Genomic DNA, 16,742 nt, shown 5'->3' on the forward strand with positions numbered 1-16,742 from the left:
GAACACCATCAAAATTCTTTTGAAGGATCTTTCAGTTTTGTTTTTGCTTTAGCACCACAATCATTACAAATACATTCATCCTTTTCATTTTCTAAAGCATTGAAGCCACAGAAATTACAGATCCAATGGGTTACATCTGGTTCATCATCCATATACCATGTAAAAGAATTCTCTTTACATTTAGGGCAAATCTGAGTAGCTATCAATAGATTAATCTACTCCTTCCACTTCCCTATTAACCAATTCCATAGAAAAGGCTGGCAAGCAAATCGCAAGATATTCACAAGGTTCTGAAAATGGATTGCTGTAACGAATTCTCGCTCCTTTTTCAATAAGGATACTGCTTCCTTTTTCCAGAACAACGATTTCTCCATCAATTTCAAACTGTTTCTTCCCTGAAATAATGTAAGTGAATTCATCAAATTGAGGAGTTTGATGGGGCTCACTCCAATCCGGAGGAGCTACCATGTGAGCAATGGAAACAGTAGAATTTCCAGTAGAATTTCCCCAATGCTCTTCAATCAATTTTCCGTCTGTAGTAGGAACTACAAAAGGAGACTGTTGTATTTTATACTTTTTCATACCCAAGCTTCTTTTTTGATTTCGTATACAAAATTAGTTCTTGTAGGCTCTGCAAAATAGGCAACTTCTTCTTCCGCTATTTTTATTCCGCCAAGTTTTTCAAGGGCTTTCTGTGAACGGAAATTTTCTTTTCCAATATGAAAATGTACTTTATCTACATATTGCAAGATATAATCCAGCATCAGTTTCTTAACCTTTGGGTTAATTCCCTTTCCCCATGATTTTGTACCATAGAAAGTATAGCCTATAAAAATATGACTGTCTTTTTCATCAAAATTATAATAACGGCTGCTTCCTAATACATCTCCGGTTGCTTTTTCTACAATTTTAAAAGCACCTTTGCTTTCCATAGCTCCTCTAAAGAAATTTTCAAAAACTTCTCTTTGATAACGATCCTTGTTCGGGTGTTGTTCCCATACTTTAGGATCTGAGGCTACTTCATATAAAGATTCAAAATCCCCTTGTTGTAAGGGGATTAATTGAAATTCTTCACTCTCTAAAATAGGCTGAATAGAAAAATTCATGCTTAGCCTTTTTTGTTAGAGTCTGATTCTATTCTCTGGATTTCTTTCAATTTATCAGAAATCTTAATTACAGTATCCAATTTTGCTGGTTTCAATGGAATTTCAGCCTGGTTCGTATCCCATTTGATCACAAGGTTTCCTGTGTTTTCATCTGTTGGGTTCAGGGTAATTTCAAACCATTCCTGCTTATCTGCCAGTTTGTTCACTGGTACAGTAACATCTACTACATCTTGTTTAGGGTCGTAGGTATACGCTCCCCATTGTTGGAAATCTTTATTCAAAATTACTTTCCATTCTTTTTCTGTAGGAACAATGAATAATCCGTACGTTCCTGCCGGAACATTTTTCCCGCCAAAATTAACGGTCTGTCCGAATGTAATTTTTGTAGATGAGTTCGCTCCTGCTCTCCAAATCTGACCATAAGGAACTAGTTCTCCAAAAATTTTACGCCCTTTTACTCCTGGTCTTCCATAATCGATAGAAATTTTTGACATAGAAAACTGCTGTTCTACTTTCTGACGTGGGCTCACCGCTGGTACGGAATAATCCTGTGCTAAAGCGAATGCTGAAACTGAAATACAAACTGCTACTAATAACTTTTTCACGTGTAAATTTTTGCTTAAAATTACAAAAATCAAAACAAAATAGCTTTCTCTAGTTCCAATAATTTTTGTTTTCTCCAGATCCCGCCACCATAACCCGTTAGCTGCCCATTGCTTCCAATAACCCGATGACAGGGAATCAAAATGGATATTTTATTGAGTCCATTAGCATTGGCCACTGCCCGAACAGACTTAGGATTTCCAAGAATATCGGCCTGTTCCTGATAGCTTCTGGTAGCTCCATAAGGGATTTGCTGTAGAATCTCCCAAACCTGTTTCTGAAAAGTTGTTCCCACAGGAGAAAGAGGAACGGTAAATTCAATTCTTTTGCCTTCAAAATATTCGCCAAGCTCTTTTTCCAAGGTTATAAAATGAGGATTTTCCCCTTGTACAATATTAGCATTAAAATAAGTTGAAATATTCTTTAGTTCTGTAGGGAGAGCCTTTCTGTCTGAAAATTCCAGCAGACAAATTCCGTGTTCATCAGCACAAGCCACCATGGTTCCCAATAAAGTTTCAATTCTTTTTAAATCAATGATCTTCTCTGCTTTATTGTTTCCGGGTGATACTCCAAAGATATTTTTAAAGCTTTCATTAAAACCACTCAGGCTTTCATATCCTGAATCAAAAGCAACTTCAGTAACCAGCTCACCTTGCTGAAGTTTTTTAAATGCAGTATTCAGTTTAGACATTCTCTGAAAGGTATGAAACGTAACACCATGATACTTCAGAAACCACCTGCGTACAGTTGCCGGCTCTAATCCTCTTTTTACCAGATCATAATCTTTAAGTTTTAAAGTAGGATCATCTGAAATCTCCTGTAACAATTCTTTAATAGACGAAGGAGTTACATTTAGGGTTTCAAGAGGTTTACAAACCTTACAGGGACGATAGCCCTTCAACATGGCATCTTTTGTATGAGAAAAAAACTCTACATTTTCAAATTTCGGTTTACGGGCAGTACAAGTGGGACGGCAGAATATTCCGGTCGTCTTTACTCCCATCCAGAAGATCCCTTCAAAGGAAGAATCTTTTCGAAAGGAAGCATCATACATTATTTTTTCTGTAAGTTCCATAATCAGATAAAAAGTGCAGTAAAGCTTTTGTTAATGGTAATTGTATTGCTTATTTTTTCCAGTTCATCATAAATATGTCTGTTTAAAAAAGCGCCTGAAGTAATTCTTTTTACACCTGCTGATTTCAAAGTTTCAAAATCCGGAAGATCAGGTAAACACATAACGTTAATTGGAAGTGATGTTGCCTTGACAATTGCTTTAATATCCTCTTCGTCCGTCATCCCGGGAACGAAAATTCCATCAACATTAATTTTTTCAAACAGTTCAACTCTCTTTAGCGTCTCTTCCAATGCATTTTCCGTTCCCAATAAAAAAGGATCCGTTCTTACATTGATAAAGATTTCACCTCGTCTATCTTTTAGCATTGACAAAATATTGCTTAGTTTTTCAAAGAATAAGTTTCTGTCTAAAAGCTGTCTTTCTCCGTCAATAACACAGCTATCTTCCAGATTTATTCCGACTATGCCGATTTCCAACAGTTTGATAATATTGGAAACAATGATCTCATCAGTTCTCCCATACCCGCTTTCCAAATCAACAGATAAAGGTATTGAAACAGATGCTTTTATTCTTTTAATTATATAAAAATATTCTTCGAAACTCATTTGTTCCCCATCTTCATATCCTAAGCTCACCGCTACTGCTGAACTTGAAGTTGCCAAGGCTTTGTACTTTAACGTTTCGTATACTTTTGCGCTTTGTACATTCCACACATTCCCTACTAATAAAGGCTCTTCTTTCCGATGTAAACTTTTGAAACTGATCATTCTTTTTTTATTCAAAAGTAGAAACATTGTTCAGGTCACTGCAACCGAAAAATGAACAAGTATTTTTAAAAACAGAATAAGGAGGCTTGAGAATGGAAGTGGAAAATTTATTGAATTGATAAATGACTAAAATTTAAGATATAATTCTTTAGCCTTATTTAGGCTATATTTTATCACCAAATTCACTTATTAAATGATTTCTACTCTAAAATAAAATTGCTTTTTCCAATTCCAGCAGCTTTTGCTTTCTCCAGATTCCGCCTGCATACCCTACCAATTCACCGCTGGAGCCAATCACACGATGGCACGGAATTAAAATGGCAATCTTATTGATCCCATTAGCAGTACCTACAGCACGTATAGCTTTGGGATTTCCCAGCAGTTCAGATTGTTGTTTATAGGTTCTGATCTCTCCCATTGGTATTTCGCGCAGCAACTGCCAAACTTTTTCCTGAAATTCAGTACCTGTGGTGAATAACGGGATCTCAAACTGTGATCTTTTTCCTTCAAAATATTCGCCCAATTCGGTTTCGAGCTGTTGAAAATGAATATGCTCTTTTTCTACGATTTCAGCCTTCAATGTCTTTGATAGGGACTTCAGTTGCTTTTCAAAATTTTTCCTGTCTGTAAATTCCAACAGGCAGATTCCCTGATCAATCGCGCAGGCAATCATTTCTCCAAGTGGAGTCTGTATCGTTTTTTGATGTATGAATTCCATTAGTTTAAATGTACTATTTTTCCGGAATTCACACCGCTTTCTTTTATATATTCTTTATAACCTTTTCTGCCTGTACAATATGCCTTTGATTATGATAGATCACAAAACGGAAAGTATCCCCCAATTTTAAAGTGATTAATTTTGAAATACTGATGGCGGTTTTTGTTTTTTCCAGATTGATATGCTTTGCCTTTTCCAATAGATCTAATAATTGTTGTTGCTGCTGTATAAATTCATTCACAACACCCTTATTTAATTGACTATGAATCGGATTCATGATTTCGAGCGTCTTCATCTTATTCAACTTTCCTTGGGAAGCATCATATTAGCAAAATAATTTCCTAAAATCCCTGACTTAAAATCAGATTTCGGGGTTGTTGCAGAAGAAGAAATTCTATGGGAAATTTCAGGGATGTAAAAGTTTCCGTAACAGTTGAGATGTTCGAGACATTCCAATACACTCCAACTATCGGCAGATATTCTGAAATTCAGTTCATCTTCCGGTTTTAACAAAAGAGTTTCGGCATATTGCAAGTGCTGCCCGGTTTTGCTTTTTAATTCATTTAACAATATTTCGGTTGAAATTTTCATTACTGTTTTTTTACAAATTTCCGAATCGGTTTATTCTTAAATATTGATTCAACTCAAGATTTTTTAAGCCTTGATAAGGTTTCCGGTGACATCCTGAGATAATTGGCAATATATTTATTGGGGACTTCCTGAAATAGCTTTGGACTTCTTTTTAATACTCTTTCAAAACGTTCTCCCGGAGCATTAATCAACAAGTCTTTCTCTCTTTCCAGCTGCTGAAGTACAAGGTCTTCTAAAACATTCATCCAGAATTTCATATGATCTTCATCGGATTGAATAAAATCATAGAAATCCTTTTTTGAAGCCACTTTCACAGTAGTTTTTTTTTATGGCCTGAATATAAAGCTCCGATGGTTTGCCTGAAAGAAAGGAATCCAGAGAAACAATAATATTCCCGGTATATCCAAAACGAATGATTCTTTCTTCATTTTCATCCATCATAAAGATCCGAACGCTTCCTTTTTCGATACAATAAATGTCAGTATCTGTACTTCCTGAGATCTTGAGAAATTCATTCCGTTTGAATTCTCTATCTTCCCAATGAATTCCGCTTTGAAGCAATTTTTCAACCATTTCATATTATTATTTGGTGTTCCAAAGATAATGGGTAATTTTAGAGGTTGAAACACTAATCACGAATAATGCTCAAAAAAATAAGTATTCTTCTGTTCTTTTCTGCCGGTATTTCCGGTATAAAAGCTCAACAAACTATCCCTTTCCGGATGACTAAGTATAATACTATTATTGTAAAAACACTTGTCAACAAAAAAGACTCCTTAGATCTGATGTTTCAGATTGCAATGAAAGATGGTGCTATTTCGCCGCAACGAAAGCGAAAAACGGATCATATTATTTTCAATAAAGAGGAAATTAGTAAGCACAATACCATAGACATTGGCAATATGAGTTGGAAAGACATCAGCTTTACAGACAATCAATTGACAGGTCTTGAAGCTGATGGAAAGATTGGAACTGCTCTTTTTGAGGGAAAATCTTTTAAGATTGATTATGACAACAACCAATTTGTCATTTATGATAAAAAACCTGATTTGAAAGGGTTTCAGCCTCTTAAAATAGCGATGAATAACGGCTCTTTTCAAATTTCAGGCGATAATACTATTGATGGAAGTCTGTCTCATGAAGCTTTATTCATTCTTCAATCCGGCTACTCAGGCGGTATATTGTACAGTAATGATTTTGCTGAAAAACATGACCTCAACAAAAAATTAAAGATCATCGGAGAAAAGACATTAAAAAATGCCAATAATGAAAGTCTGATAACCAAACAGGGAATTCTTCCTGCTTTCAAAATTGGAGATTTTATTTTCAAGGATGCTTCTGTAGGATTTTTTGCAGGTGATCTTAAAACTCAAAATGTGAGCTATTTTGGAGCAGACATGATGCGCAGATTTATCTGGATTTTTGATTCTGACAGGAATACGGTCTACATTAAGCCCAGTAGATTTTATGCAGAGCCTTATTATAAATTATAATTGAAAATATTCTTAAATAATGAAGATTAATACAGCCATAGTGCTTTTATGTTCACAACTGATGATCATCAGCTGTAAAAAAGATGACAACAAACCGGTACAGGATCAGACAACGATCACTCAAGATTCTGTAAAAACGGTTACAACAGAAGAGGAAATAGATTTTAAGAATTTCAATATTTTTAATGTTTCTACCGTTCAGCGCAAAGAGCTTATGGATTCTTTTATTTCCGTATCCGACATTTATAATGATAAAAATGCTATTCCGGCAGATTTTCTAAACAAGCAAAAGGAACTTCCTTTTGAAAAAATGTCCTATATTGAGTTGGATGCTCCTTACAGAAAAAAAATGCTGGATGGCATTCACATTACCGAAAATGATTCCTTATATCTTTACAATTACGGGACTAATAAATTGCAAAAAATCCCTGTAAATAAGCTAAAAGCTGTGGCCTATATCTCCCCTTATATGGGCGAAGGAGATGAAATAGATCCTGAATCTTATATGCTGGGATTCCAACTCGATACTCAAAAAAGCAATGATATCTTTGATAAATATGCTAATGTAATCGCTTATTTTGGAAACAAAAATCCATTTGTAGAAAATCAGATGAAGATGATCAAATGGAAAAAAGCCGGAGCTGATATTCAGCAAAAGTATTTTCCGGGTTCAAAATTAAAATATGGTGGCACTTACCAGTCTCAATATGAAAATCTGACGTATTATGTACAGGATCTTCTTGAAGAATATGGAACTCAGGAGCGTAAATTAGTGGTCGTTAACGATCATAATGAGAAAGTATTTGAGAAAACATTTTCCATTGGAGACGGTGCAGAATTTAATCCGCTTGAAAAAACGGAAAATGATCCCTCCAATTATTATGCTCAATGGACGGGTAAACTTTTTAAAGGAAAAGCACCTGTAGTTTTTAATTTCTTAGCCCCTTCTTTTGGTTGTCCGGTGATTACATTCCTGGATAAAGAGAAAACTGAGCTTAGTATTAATTGTGACAACAGACATTAATTGTTGAACTAAAAAAACAGCTTGTTGAATATGCTCGATCAGTAATATTTGCAAGGTATTTTTTAAAGAAATAGACTTATAAGCAAATCTGTGTATTCACAGGTTTGCTTTTTTTATATAAAAAGAATCCGGAAGCAAAAAAATAGTGTAATTTTAATATCACACAAAAGCACAATTATGAAACAAAATATACATCTGTTTACCTTATGCATTTTCATTAATCTATTGATTGGCAACATTGTACTCATCATCATTTTTCCGGGTCTGATGTCTATTTATCATATTCTTATTTCTCTTTTTATATTCATCACTTATGGAATTGTGTTTTATAAACTGAATAACAGTTCTAAGAAATATGGTAATTGGAAACTGGCTGGAATTTCGGCTGGATTAAGTCTTTCATCCTTATTCATTGCATGTATTTGTACTTCCATTGGGAATCGTTTATCAACAGACGGAATCATAAGCGCCGGACTAAAAGGAGCTATTCCTATGTTTATTTTTGCGATTGTTCTTGCCTCTCCATTCTGGCTGCCTTTAGCATTATTCAATTTCACATGTCTTTACTTCATGAAACACGAAATATAAAACAATCATCTATAAAAAATGGGGTACGTTGAACTGTTGTCAACGTACCCCAATCTATCAATTATTTAATTTTTGGATAAAGCTTGTCTTTCAGCTTTATAAAATACATTTCGGATTCTTTAAAATCATTTCCTTTCATGAATTTAAGAATCACATTCAGGCAGGATTCGGAAGGAGTAAATTCTGCTCCCATTTTTCCTGAGAATTTTTTATACTCTGCTTCCAGTAACCCTGGATTTTTAGCGAGCTGCTTAATATCTGTTCTGAAACCTTTGAATATAAACTTTAGCGCTTCATAGTTTCCGGGATAAGAAACCGTTCCATGGGTTTCCCCTTCAAAAAAACGGTGTTTATAGTTCAATGTCCCATTTTTCTCTACCATGGCTTTAAATTTTTCTATGGCTTGTGTCATATCAGAATTCCAGTTTTTCTGTTGCTCTTCATTATCAGCCTGAGAAACATATAAAAACTTATTGACAGGAAAATTTTTATGTTTATCAAGATAGTCTTTTGTTCTTGAAAGTGTTACTTCATTATCCCACCACAGGCTTGGATCATTAGCAACATAGGCATTGAAATAATCCGGATGGCCAATCAAAACATTAATGGCAAACAAGCCTCCAAATGAATGACCTGCCAACACAGAGTAATCCTGCGTTCTGTAGTTTTTGCTGATGAAAGGTTTCAGCTCGTCCTGTAAGAATTTCACAAAGTTTTCACTTCCACCGCTGTCTGCAAAAAGAGTCAGAGACGGATTTACCGGGCTTTTCTTTTGAGATTTTGTAGGTGTAAGATCTCTTGTACGTTCTGTATTTTTAATGCCTACAACAATACATTCCGGCATATCAGCGTAAGGAGTTCTGGCGATAAAATCTGTCAACCCGGTATAATATTCAAAATTGATCTCACCATCTAAAAGATAGATCACCGGATATTTTGCAGGATGAATGTTGGTATCATTATACGTTTTAGGCAGATGAACCCAGATCTCCCTGTTTTCATTTAAAACCTTTGAAAACACTGTTTGTTTTTCCCCAATAGTAAGCTTTTCCTGAGCCCTTCCAAGTGTGAAGAATGAAAATATAGATAGATATATAATTTTAAACCAGTTGTTCATGATGTGATTCTTTTCTGTGTTGATGAATATTTTTAATTTCTGTATTCTTTTTAGTCGTTTTATTCCTTCTTCCCCACCAGATCAGGAAACCTGTAATGGGAAGACTGCTACAGATAATCCCGATAATAAAGTGAATATTTTCCCGAACATACCGCCCCAATAGCCTACATGCAGATCGAAATTCATATGTTCTATCACTTCATGCATCAGCACTTCTTTTGGGTAATTAATTTCGTCTCCGGTATATTTATTAACTTCTTTACTTTTCCCGTCAACAATACTTTTTAACCCAATAAATTTAGCAGCCATTACATTGTAAACTGTTGCAGAATCCTTACGTGGAATACTCATTCTGACCTGCTCTGCCTGAGGAATTTCTTTAAAGCTTCGGTCTATAAAATCTGTAAACGACAATGCTTTTTTATCCGGATCATACTTGGGATCAAATTTTTCAGCAATTTTATGAGCATCGGGAACTCCTCCAAAAGTAACCTGAGTAAGATCTGTTAAAACCTTATACGCCATAATCAATCCTGTAATGGTAATAAATACGGCTGGTAATAGAGAATAAAATCCGAAAACATTATGAAAATCATAATTCTTTCTGCGCCATTTCGTTCCTGATTTGATCTTAAATGCGGTAGTTCTTGTCGTCTTATTCCATTTTTTTGGCCACCAGAGGATCAAGCCACTGATTAACTGAATAAAAAATATAATAGAAGCCACTCCTACTACCGTTTTTCCCAATTTACCTGCCAGCAATTGTGCATGAATATGGGCTACCACATAGAAAAACTCATAGCTTTTTGTAGAACCCATCACTTTTCCGGTATAAGGATCAAGATAATGATAGGCAAATACTCCTCTTGGCCCACGACCTTTTCCTTTCGGCTTTTCTGCTTTTTCAGTATTCTTATCTTTTGGCGGTTTGGTAGCAGAAGCTACACGGAATGTTCTGTCTGCTTCTCTATAGGTATCAAAATAAAATGCTTTTCGATCCGGAACCTGTTCATGAAATTTAGCCAACAGTTCCTCAGGAGACATTTTTTTAGTATTAGCCGGAGCCTGAATATATTTGGCACTTCCTCCACAAAGGTCAACGATCTCGTCACAGAAGACGAAAACTGTTCCGGAAAGTGTAACGGCAAGGAGTATGATCCCGGAAACAAGTCCAAGCCAGAGATGGAGCCATCCTGTAATTCTTTTGGTCAGGGATTTCCCTTGTTTTTTCTTGGGGTTAGTTTTTTTATTTTCCATATCTGAAAGAATTGTCTTCTCATTGTTGTTGGAAAAGCGCAAGGGCGCGAAGATTTTTAACATGTTTGTGCTATAAGACCCAAAAGTTTTATCTTCAATACAATGGCAGGCTGTGTTATATTATCTCTCGCGGATTTAACAGATTATACAGATGTTTGAAAACAGATCATATATTCTATTGAAATTTGTAAAAATTGATATATAATCGGCTATTTCTTGCTGAAAATATTTTATTTCTTTACGCCATTGCGTTTTCCCATCAACTTTAAAGTTGAGACAACATATTTTTGTTTTTAATAGGTATTAGAATTTAAATGCGAAGTTGGCCAGGAATTCTCTCGGCTTTTGTGGCTGCCCATAGAAGTTCCAATACGTTTCATTTAATGCGTTATTCATTTTCAGACCGATTCTGTATTTTTTCTTATCATAGAAAATTGTTGCTCCTACTGTAGTATACGCTGGTGCCAGGAAATGATTTTTGATATTGATATATGTTTTATCTACAAAATTGAACCCTGCTCCGAAGCCTAAACCTTCATAGATTCCTCCCATAATCTTATAACTTGTCCAGAAGTTGGCTACGTGTTTAGGTGTCCAGGCACTTCTTTTTCCTGCATCGGGGCTTCTGTCATCAAATTTATTATCATTGAAGCCGTAGCCTGCAACAATATTCCATCCTTTAACCGGATTGGCCACAATATCTACTTCGAAACCTTGATTTTTGATATTTCCATCCTGAATATATAATCCGTCAATAGAAGGATCAGCAATCAGACGGTTTTTAATTTTCATATTATAATAACTTACTGTGGTCAGTAATTTTTTGCCTAATAAATCTAGCTTAAACCCAGCTTCTATCTGGTTTCCTTGTTCAGGTTTGTATTCTATAAAAACATTTGTGTTTCTCGGATCTCGTTGAGGGGCTACATTTTTAAATCCATTTACATAATTAGCAAAGAATGAAACCTGATCTTTCACAATTTCATACACCAATCCGAATTTAGGAGCAAATTGAGTTTGTTTGTACTCACCTTGTTTTTCAGCACCATTACTGATCAAATTTTCATTCTTATAATTATCCATTCTCAAACTGGCCATTACCAATAGATTATCAGTAATATTCAATACGTCTGATGCATATACACTGAATGTAGTCACTTTATTGATATCGAACATTGTCCCGTTTCTTGGAAGTGATTTGATAATATCACGTGAAATAGGAGTCCATGGTGATGTAGAATCTAAAATAACAACATCATCTTTCTGTTTGCTTTTATCAGGATTAATGATCCCATCTAAAGGATAGGGTACGAATGCAGAAGATGGGTTATTTCCTACTTTATATACCGGATATTGATTTTTGCTGGTCTGTTGGAAATAATCTAATCCCACCACCAAACGATTTCTTAAATTCCCAATTTTAAAGTCGCCAATAAAGTTTTGTTGAATATTATCTGTTGTGATCTTATAATTATCAAAAGGGCGAATACTTCTGCTCACCGAATTATTATCCTTGTAGTTTAATACCAAAAAAATAGATTCTTTCTCATTAGCCTCTCCTCTTTGGTAAGATGTTCTCGAAGTCCATTGGTCATTAAATTTATGGGTCACTTCAGCCATGGTTACAAAATTGGTTCTCTTTGAGCCAACATCATTACTGGTAAATGATCTGCCATGAATAGCTGCAAGATCTTTCATAGAATGTAAGGTTAAGCTTTCAGATCTTCTAACATAAGCATTAAGCGTTTTTTCCGGTGCGTGGAATTCTGTGTCTAAGGTTACAGTCGTTTTATCACTTACTTTATATAAGATACTTCCTGAGAAAAATACACCTTTGCTATATCCCGCATCCTGGAAAGAATCCTGAGAATAGGCGGCTACATTAAATCTTGCCAATGCAGTTTTTTCTTTATTCAAAGGAGTATTCACATCGGCTGTAATTCTGCTCATTCCCCAGCTTCCGGTAGTATAGTTGATGATTCCACCGAAATTTTCCTGTGGTTTTTTGGTTACTACATTCACCACTCCACCGTAGTTAGCCAGAGTTCCACCGAATAATGTTCCTGATGGTCCCTTTATTACTTCTACTCTTTCAACATTTGCAATTTCGGATTGTACTCTTGGATTTTGAACCAATCCGTTTCTGAAACTGGCATTGGAACTGAACCCTCTCAGGAAAATATCGTTACCACTGTCATTCACACTGTTGTTTACTACAACTCCGGGAGCCGAAGCCATTGCTGTATTGAAATCGGTTGCCCCCATTTCGCTAATGATCTCTTTAGGAACAAGATTATAAACCGTTGGGTTTTCGAGATTTTCAAGAGGAAGTCTTGCTACTGATTCTGATTTTTTGGTTCTGTAATTGTGGGTTCCCTGAAGGGATACCGATTGGATCTCGGCTACTTTAAGAGTGTCACTTTGTTGTGCACTGAACATGGTTACTGCTAATAAAGATGCAGAAATAATAGTTTTTTTCATTTTTATAATTAAGCTTAGTCCAGCAAAATTACTTTATTTTTATTAATTCTAAATAAAAATATGATGAATGTCATAAAATAGACCCCTTGAAAAAAGCCATTAATAAAGGGTTTTCGGAAAACCAGAAACCCTTTATTTCATCTTCGGATGATATTTACGTGCTATATTTACTTTAATTTAGACTTATATTATTAGTTTGCTTACCCAGTTCAATGTCTAATCTTTTCACTTTTTCTCAAATCATGTGTATTGGGTAAAATACTTTCATAGCTGATATCAAATTCATTTTTATTTCCCAAGTATTTTGTTTTTATATGAATTTTAGATTCATAAAGCTCAATACTTTGAGTGTTAAAAAAATGAGTTTGTGATAATTTCATCATAAAAATAATAAATGCTGATCCTGCTGGTTTATACAACTACCATCATAGACATATAATAGTTGGCACAGTGTAGCGAAGTAAGTAGTAGAATGTCTTTATTGGAATACTTCTCAAAATCATCGGAAGTATTGATTTGATATTCATAATTCAGGAGGTTCCATTTAAATTGAGGCTTCATTACTAAAAGTTCAGTTCCCATTTTATCAGTAAGCACAAATGAATCTTTGAAGACTCCTCTATGTTTAAACACGAAGCTTTCTTTTATACCATCAAAATACGTTTGTACTATTATTTCACCATTCCAGTTCATTCTGAACTTTAGCAGAACCTTTTCGTTATCCTTCAATTCAATGGTTGTACCCCAGAATCCTTTAGGTTCAACCTGAAAACAATGATCGTTAGCCAGTTCAATCACAGCATTGAAATTAAACCAACTTTTATAGGCAATTTTTCCTGTTAGTTGATTATCATTGATGAGTTCAAAGGATAAAGAATCATTGGATTTTGCGTAATATTCTGCCATGGTTGTTTTATAGTTTGGTGGGAGTTGATCAGTTTATAATAATTGTTGAATAATTTATTTATGATCCCCTAATTTACAACCTCTTATATAAATCAGCAAAAAAAATTAAATTAGATTTATTTAATGTTTTTAATAAATAACTGATCTCCATAATCAATCGTGTGCATTATGGTTATTCCATTCTCTAAATGAAAAACAAGCTGTTCTTCTTCCCCTATTGTCAGATCTATGATTTTTTGACCTTTGAAAACCAGCTCTTTTGGAAGTGCCCAATTTCTATTCGTTACCATAAAAAGAGGCTCTTTGCTGATCCAATCCGTGATAAAATCATTTCCAAAATGAAGTTTCACTGTATCGTCCAGCTCCATAACTGTTGAAAAATAATACGCAGGTGAAATGCCCGGTCTATAATCATAAGGTCCATCCTGCTTGGTAAAAAACAGATTGGATAATTTCCTCCCGAGTACCAGTCTTTTATATTTTTCTAATTCTGACATTGTATTTAATATTTAAAATAATAATATCACTGATTTTCAAACCAGTACTTCCATTTTCCAGCATCAATTCCAAATTTCCCCTGCCACCATCGTGCCGGATAACCAACATCATCATTTCTGATGGGTCTATGCTCTCTTTCAGGATAAGCAGCATGTTTTTCAGCGTATCCGAAATGTTCATCATCATGTAAGATACCAATAACCCCTAAAATTTCAAGCAATGCTACCCTTTCTCCGTCATTTGATTTGAATGTTTTGGAAATCCTCTTTTTAAGCTGGGAAATTCTGTCATTGGGTTCTGAGGTTTCAATGATCTCTTTCAGTTCATTTAAAATATTATAATCATTCTCATTGGGCTGGACGGTGGGAAGTTTTGGAAATTGCTCTACATCAAATAACACCTGGATTAAGCTATCAAAACAAGCCCCATCCTTATATTTAAAATAATTGATTGTATTAAATTCAATAGGTTCTTCAAATTCATAAGTATGAAGTCCACAAACGGCACAGATTCCTTCATTCGGTTTCGGACTGGCTATAAAATGATGCTCTGCCAATGATTTTGCAATACAGTAACTCGATAAAAATGAACGATATTCTAATTGTCTTGTACCCAAACTGTATAAAAAGGCGTTTACAACATCCTGTTTTTCAATCTTAGCTACGGCAGTTTTAATTCTTCTGCAAATTTCATCGTGGGTGATATTCTCCTCATCATACATTACATGATGCTTCTTTGCATATTCAAAATCCTCCTTAGTAATATATTGCATGTAAGAATCCCAATAAAACCAATCACTTAAGCTTTCATCCTGAGCATTTTTTATGGTTTTGAATAAAATTTTTATTCCTTTTTCGTCCATCTGATATTGATTATACTGTTACCCATTTTGTTCATCCTCTAAACACTAAACAATCAGGAGATGATTGATCATTTTGTCTTAAGGTATATTCCATGGATTGTGGCATTCATTCCGAATTGCCCACTGCAAACTCCCTGGGTATACTGCACTACGGCAAATCCTTTGTAGAACTTTACTTTAAATTCACAATCGTCAGTATCCGCCAGTTTGTAGGTAAAATTGGTTGTTTTAAGATTGATGGTATCATCATCTATTTGGGCAAGGTTTCTTCCCGGTTCTCCTGTTACTGATGTTATTCCAAAAACAGCTTTTGAGTTTGGCTGTTTCTTAATTACCAAATCTCCCTGATATCCAGCTTCGCTGTACTGGTAATGATAATGCCCAAACAGATCTTCTACTTTTGTTTCAATCCCTCTTGAAGCAATAGCTGTATCTTTCTTTGTAAGATTCAGTACCAGCTCCTTTCTGGTTTTGGGTGAAAACCAACTTCCTTTGAAATCACCTCCTGTAGGCTTTCCGGTAATAACCCCTGTTATATTTCCCGATTTCTCAAATTCTAAAATTCGGTAACTATTATCACTTTCAATGGTTCCTAAAAGCGTTATTGGCAATTTATTTTTAGTATTCAGATAGGTAATTTCACCAACAATTATATTATCATCAATCTGGTAATGCATAAACACGGGAGTCTTCCCGTTCAGAAGTCCTTTCCAGGATATTTCTTTCCCGCTCTGAATTTTTACTGATGCCAAAGTAACCGATCTTTCTGGAGTTACAGCATTAGAAACCTTAACTTTTTGATCAGACTTATTACAGGAAATAATGGTGAATAATAGAATGTAAACTAAATATTTTTTCATTTTGGGTATATTATAAAGTGATTTTCAAAACTATGCATTATATCAATTGAATTTTTAAAGGTTTTGATAATAAAATAAGTTTAAACTTCCAAACCTAACAGGTTTTTGAAACCTGTTAGGTTTAGCTCTAGTATTTCATTATAAATCATTAGCTTGAAGAATACTTATGACTAATCATAATGTCCCACATTTTTTTGAACAGATTTGACTTGATTATTTTCAAATATAATTAAATAATGTACTCCTGTTGTCATAGAATATTGAGCAAAAGGGTTTCCTAAAACGTCTGCCCTAAGTGAATCATTTTTAATTTCTGAAAAGTAAATATACTGCAATGGCCCATAAAAATCTTTTAACTCCTCAAGCTTTACTACTTTATATCTTTTATCCTTTCTCCAATTCGGTTGTGTATATTTTTCAGATAACTTCTTAATTACTTCATTTGAAAATGAATTCTCATTTTTAAAGTTTTCGCTTCTATAGATAGAATAGTTTTTAATTTTAAAGACTTTGGGAATTATTTTCACTCCAGAAGCATCGGAATTATATTCTTTGAGAAAAGGTTTCTCTAAATTCATTTTATTTGTAATAGAATTATAGGCTAATTCATATTTTCTAAAATCAGAATCAATGTCAATATTATCTTTTACTGCACAGGAGCCAATAAAAATGAGCATAAAAAGTAAACTATTGAATTTCATATTAAAACAGTAAATGTATCCATTGATTATTTAAATCTGACAATAACTCTTGTTATTTGCTACTCCTCCACTGATAGTTTTGGTTGTTGATATTC

At 34.5% G+C, this 16,742-nt stretch carries 20 protein-coding genes and 2 pseudogenes; 3 read left to right on the plus strand and 19 right to left on the minus strand.

The features are described 5' to 3' along the window. Window positions 1-8 precede the first annotated feature (8 nt). The 11 genes and pseudogenes from QWZ06_RS16695 to QWZ06_RS28220 form a co-directional block, all read right to left on the minus strand. Window positions 9-152, minus strand: coding sequence for a hypothetical protein (locus tag QWZ06_RS16695; protein ID WP_290299752.1), 144 nt, complete (start codon window positions 150-152; stop codon window positions 9-11). Window positions 153-210: 58 nt separating this feature from the next. Next, the gene (locus QWZ06_RS16700) at window positions 211-582 is read right to left on the minus strand and encodes a cupin domain-containing protein (RefSeq protein WP_290299753.1); all 372 of its coding nucleotides are present in this window, start codon (window positions 580-582) and stop codon (window positions 211-213) included. Next, the gene (locus tag QWZ06_RS16705; RefSeq protein WP_290299754.1) at window positions 579-1,106 is read right to left on the minus strand and encodes a GNAT family N-acetyltransferase; all 528 of its coding nucleotides are present in this window, start codon (window positions 1,104-1,106) and stop codon (window positions 579-581) included. Before QWZ06_RS16705 ends, QWZ06_RS16700 begins: the two co-directional genes overlap by 4 nt. Window positions 1,107-1,108: 2 nt before the next feature. Then, a complete protein-coding gene (locus QWZ06_RS16710) occupies window positions 1,109-1,711 on the minus strand; it encodes a DUF2911 domain-containing protein (protein ID WP_290299756.1) in 603 nt (200 codons plus the stop codon). Between the two features lie 29 nt (window positions 1,712-1,740). After that, complete coding sequence (locus tag QWZ06_RS16715; RefSeq protein ID WP_290301378.1) at window positions 1,741-2,247, minus strand: methylated-DNA--[protein]-cysteine S-methyltransferase; 507 nt, start codon at window positions 2,245-2,247, stop codon at window positions 1,741-1,743. Between the two features lie 30 nt (window positions 2,248-2,277). Continuing rightward, window positions 2,278-2,784, minus strand: a pseudogene (locus QWZ06_RS16720) (bifunctional transcriptional activator/DNA repair enzyme AdaA); the annotation flags it as partial. 2 nt (window positions 2,785-2,786) lie between these two features. Beyond that, a complete protein-coding gene (locus QWZ06_RS16725; RefSeq protein WP_290299758.1) occupies window positions 2,787-3,551 on the minus strand; it encodes an isocitrate lyase/PEP mutase family protein in 765 nt (254 codons plus the stop codon). Window positions 3,552-3,756: 205 nt separating this feature from the next. Then, the gene (locus QWZ06_RS16730) at window positions 3,757-4,269 is read right to left on the minus strand and encodes a methylated-DNA--[protein]-cysteine S-methyltransferase (RefSeq protein ID WP_290299759.1); all 513 of its coding nucleotides are present in this window, start codon (window positions 4,267-4,269) and stop codon (window positions 3,757-3,759) included. A gap of 43 nt (window positions 4,270-4,312) precedes the next feature. Then, window positions 4,313-4,564, minus strand: coding sequence for a hypothetical protein (locus QWZ06_RS27920; protein ID WP_353959979.1), 252 nt, complete (start codon window positions 4,562-4,564; stop codon window positions 4,313-4,315). 5 nt (window positions 4,565-4,569) lie between these two features. Continuing rightward, a complete protein-coding gene (locus QWZ06_RS27925) occupies window positions 4,570-4,860 on the minus strand; it encodes a hypothetical protein (protein WP_353959980.1) in 291 nt (96 codons plus the stop codon). Window positions 4,861-4,913: 53 nt separating this feature from the next. Beyond that, a pseudogene (locus QWZ06_RS28220) lies at window positions 4,914-5,433 on the minus strand (Crp/Fnr family transcriptional regulator). Between the two features lie 68 nt (window positions 5,434-5,501). Between QWZ06_RS28220 and QWZ06_RS16745 the strand changes: the two are divergent. The 3 genes from QWZ06_RS16745 (at window position 5,502) to QWZ06_RS16755 (ending at window position 7,965) form a co-directional block, all read left to right on the plus strand. Then, complete coding sequence (locus tag QWZ06_RS16745) at window positions 5,502-6,353, plus strand: hypothetical protein (RefSeq protein ID WP_290299761.1); 852 nt, start codon at window positions 5,502-5,504, stop codon at window positions 6,351-6,353. Between the two features lie 19 nt (window positions 6,354-6,372). Continuing rightward, the gene (locus QWZ06_RS16750) at window positions 6,373-7,377 is read left to right on the plus strand and encodes a hypothetical protein (RefSeq protein ID WP_290299763.1); all 1,005 of its coding nucleotides are present in this window, start codon (window positions 6,373-6,375) and stop codon (window positions 7,375-7,377) included. Between the two features lie 177 nt (window positions 7,378-7,554). Then, window positions 7,555-7,965: a hypothetical protein gene (locus QWZ06_RS16755; protein WP_290299765.1), complete on the plus strand. Its 411-nt coding sequence runs from the start codon at window positions 7,555-7,557 to the stop codon at window positions 7,963-7,965. A gap of 61 nt (window positions 7,966-8,026) precedes the next feature. Here the strand turns inward: QWZ06_RS16755 and QWZ06_RS16760 are convergent, their stop codons facing one another. The 8 genes from QWZ06_RS16760 to QWZ06_RS16795 form a co-directional block, all read right to left on the minus strand. Further along, complete coding sequence (locus QWZ06_RS16760) at window positions 8,027-9,082, minus strand: alpha/beta hydrolase (RefSeq protein ID WP_290299767.1); 1,056 nt, start codon at window positions 9,080-9,082, stop codon at window positions 8,027-8,029. An 81-nt stretch (window positions 9,083-9,163) separates the two neighbouring features. Continuing rightward, a complete protein-coding gene (locus tag QWZ06_RS16765) occupies window positions 9,164-10,339 on the minus strand; it encodes a PepSY-associated TM helix domain-containing protein (RefSeq protein WP_290299769.1) in 1,176 nt (391 codons plus the stop codon). Between the two features lie 303 nt (window positions 10,340-10,642). After that, window positions 10,643-12,820 (minus strand): TonB-dependent siderophore receptor, encoded by a 2,178-nt coding sequence (locus QWZ06_RS16770; RefSeq protein ID WP_290299771.1) that lies wholly within the window; start codon window positions 12,818-12,820, stop codon window positions 10,643-10,645. A 411-nt stretch (window positions 12,821-13,231) separates the two neighbouring features. Continuing rightward, on the minus strand, window positions 13,232-13,726 hold the full coding sequence (locus QWZ06_RS16775; protein WP_290299773.1) for a hypothetical protein: 495 nt from the start codon (window positions 13,724-13,726) through the stop codon (window positions 13,232-13,234). 116 nt (window positions 13,727-13,842) lie between these two features. Continuing rightward, the gene (locus tag QWZ06_RS16780; RefSeq protein ID WP_290299774.1) at window positions 13,843-14,223 is read right to left on the minus strand and encodes a hypothetical protein; all 381 of its coding nucleotides are present in this window, start codon (window positions 14,221-14,223) and stop codon (window positions 13,843-13,845) included. Between the two features lie 26 nt (window positions 14,224-14,249). Further along, window positions 14,250-15,086 (minus strand): hypothetical protein, encoded by an 837-nt coding sequence (locus QWZ06_RS16785; RefSeq protein WP_290299775.1) that lies wholly within the window; start codon window positions 15,084-15,086, stop codon window positions 14,250-14,252. A gap of 68 nt (window positions 15,087-15,154) precedes the next feature. Continuing rightward, window positions 15,155-15,946, minus strand: coding sequence for a hypothetical protein (locus QWZ06_RS16790; protein ID WP_290299777.1), 792 nt, complete (start codon window positions 15,944-15,946; stop codon window positions 15,155-15,157). 170 nt (window positions 15,947-16,116) lie between these two features. Beyond that, window positions 16,117-16,647: a hypothetical protein gene (locus QWZ06_RS16795; protein ID WP_290299778.1), complete on the minus strand. Its 531-nt coding sequence runs from the start codon at window positions 16,645-16,647 to the stop codon at window positions 16,117-16,119. Window positions 16,648-16,742: the final 95 nt, after the last annotated feature.

This window comes from Chryseobacterium tructae, assembly GCF_030409875.1.
Lineage (GTDB): Bacteria > Bacteroidota > Bacteroidia > Flavobacteriales > Weeksellaceae > Chryseobacterium > Chryseobacterium tructae.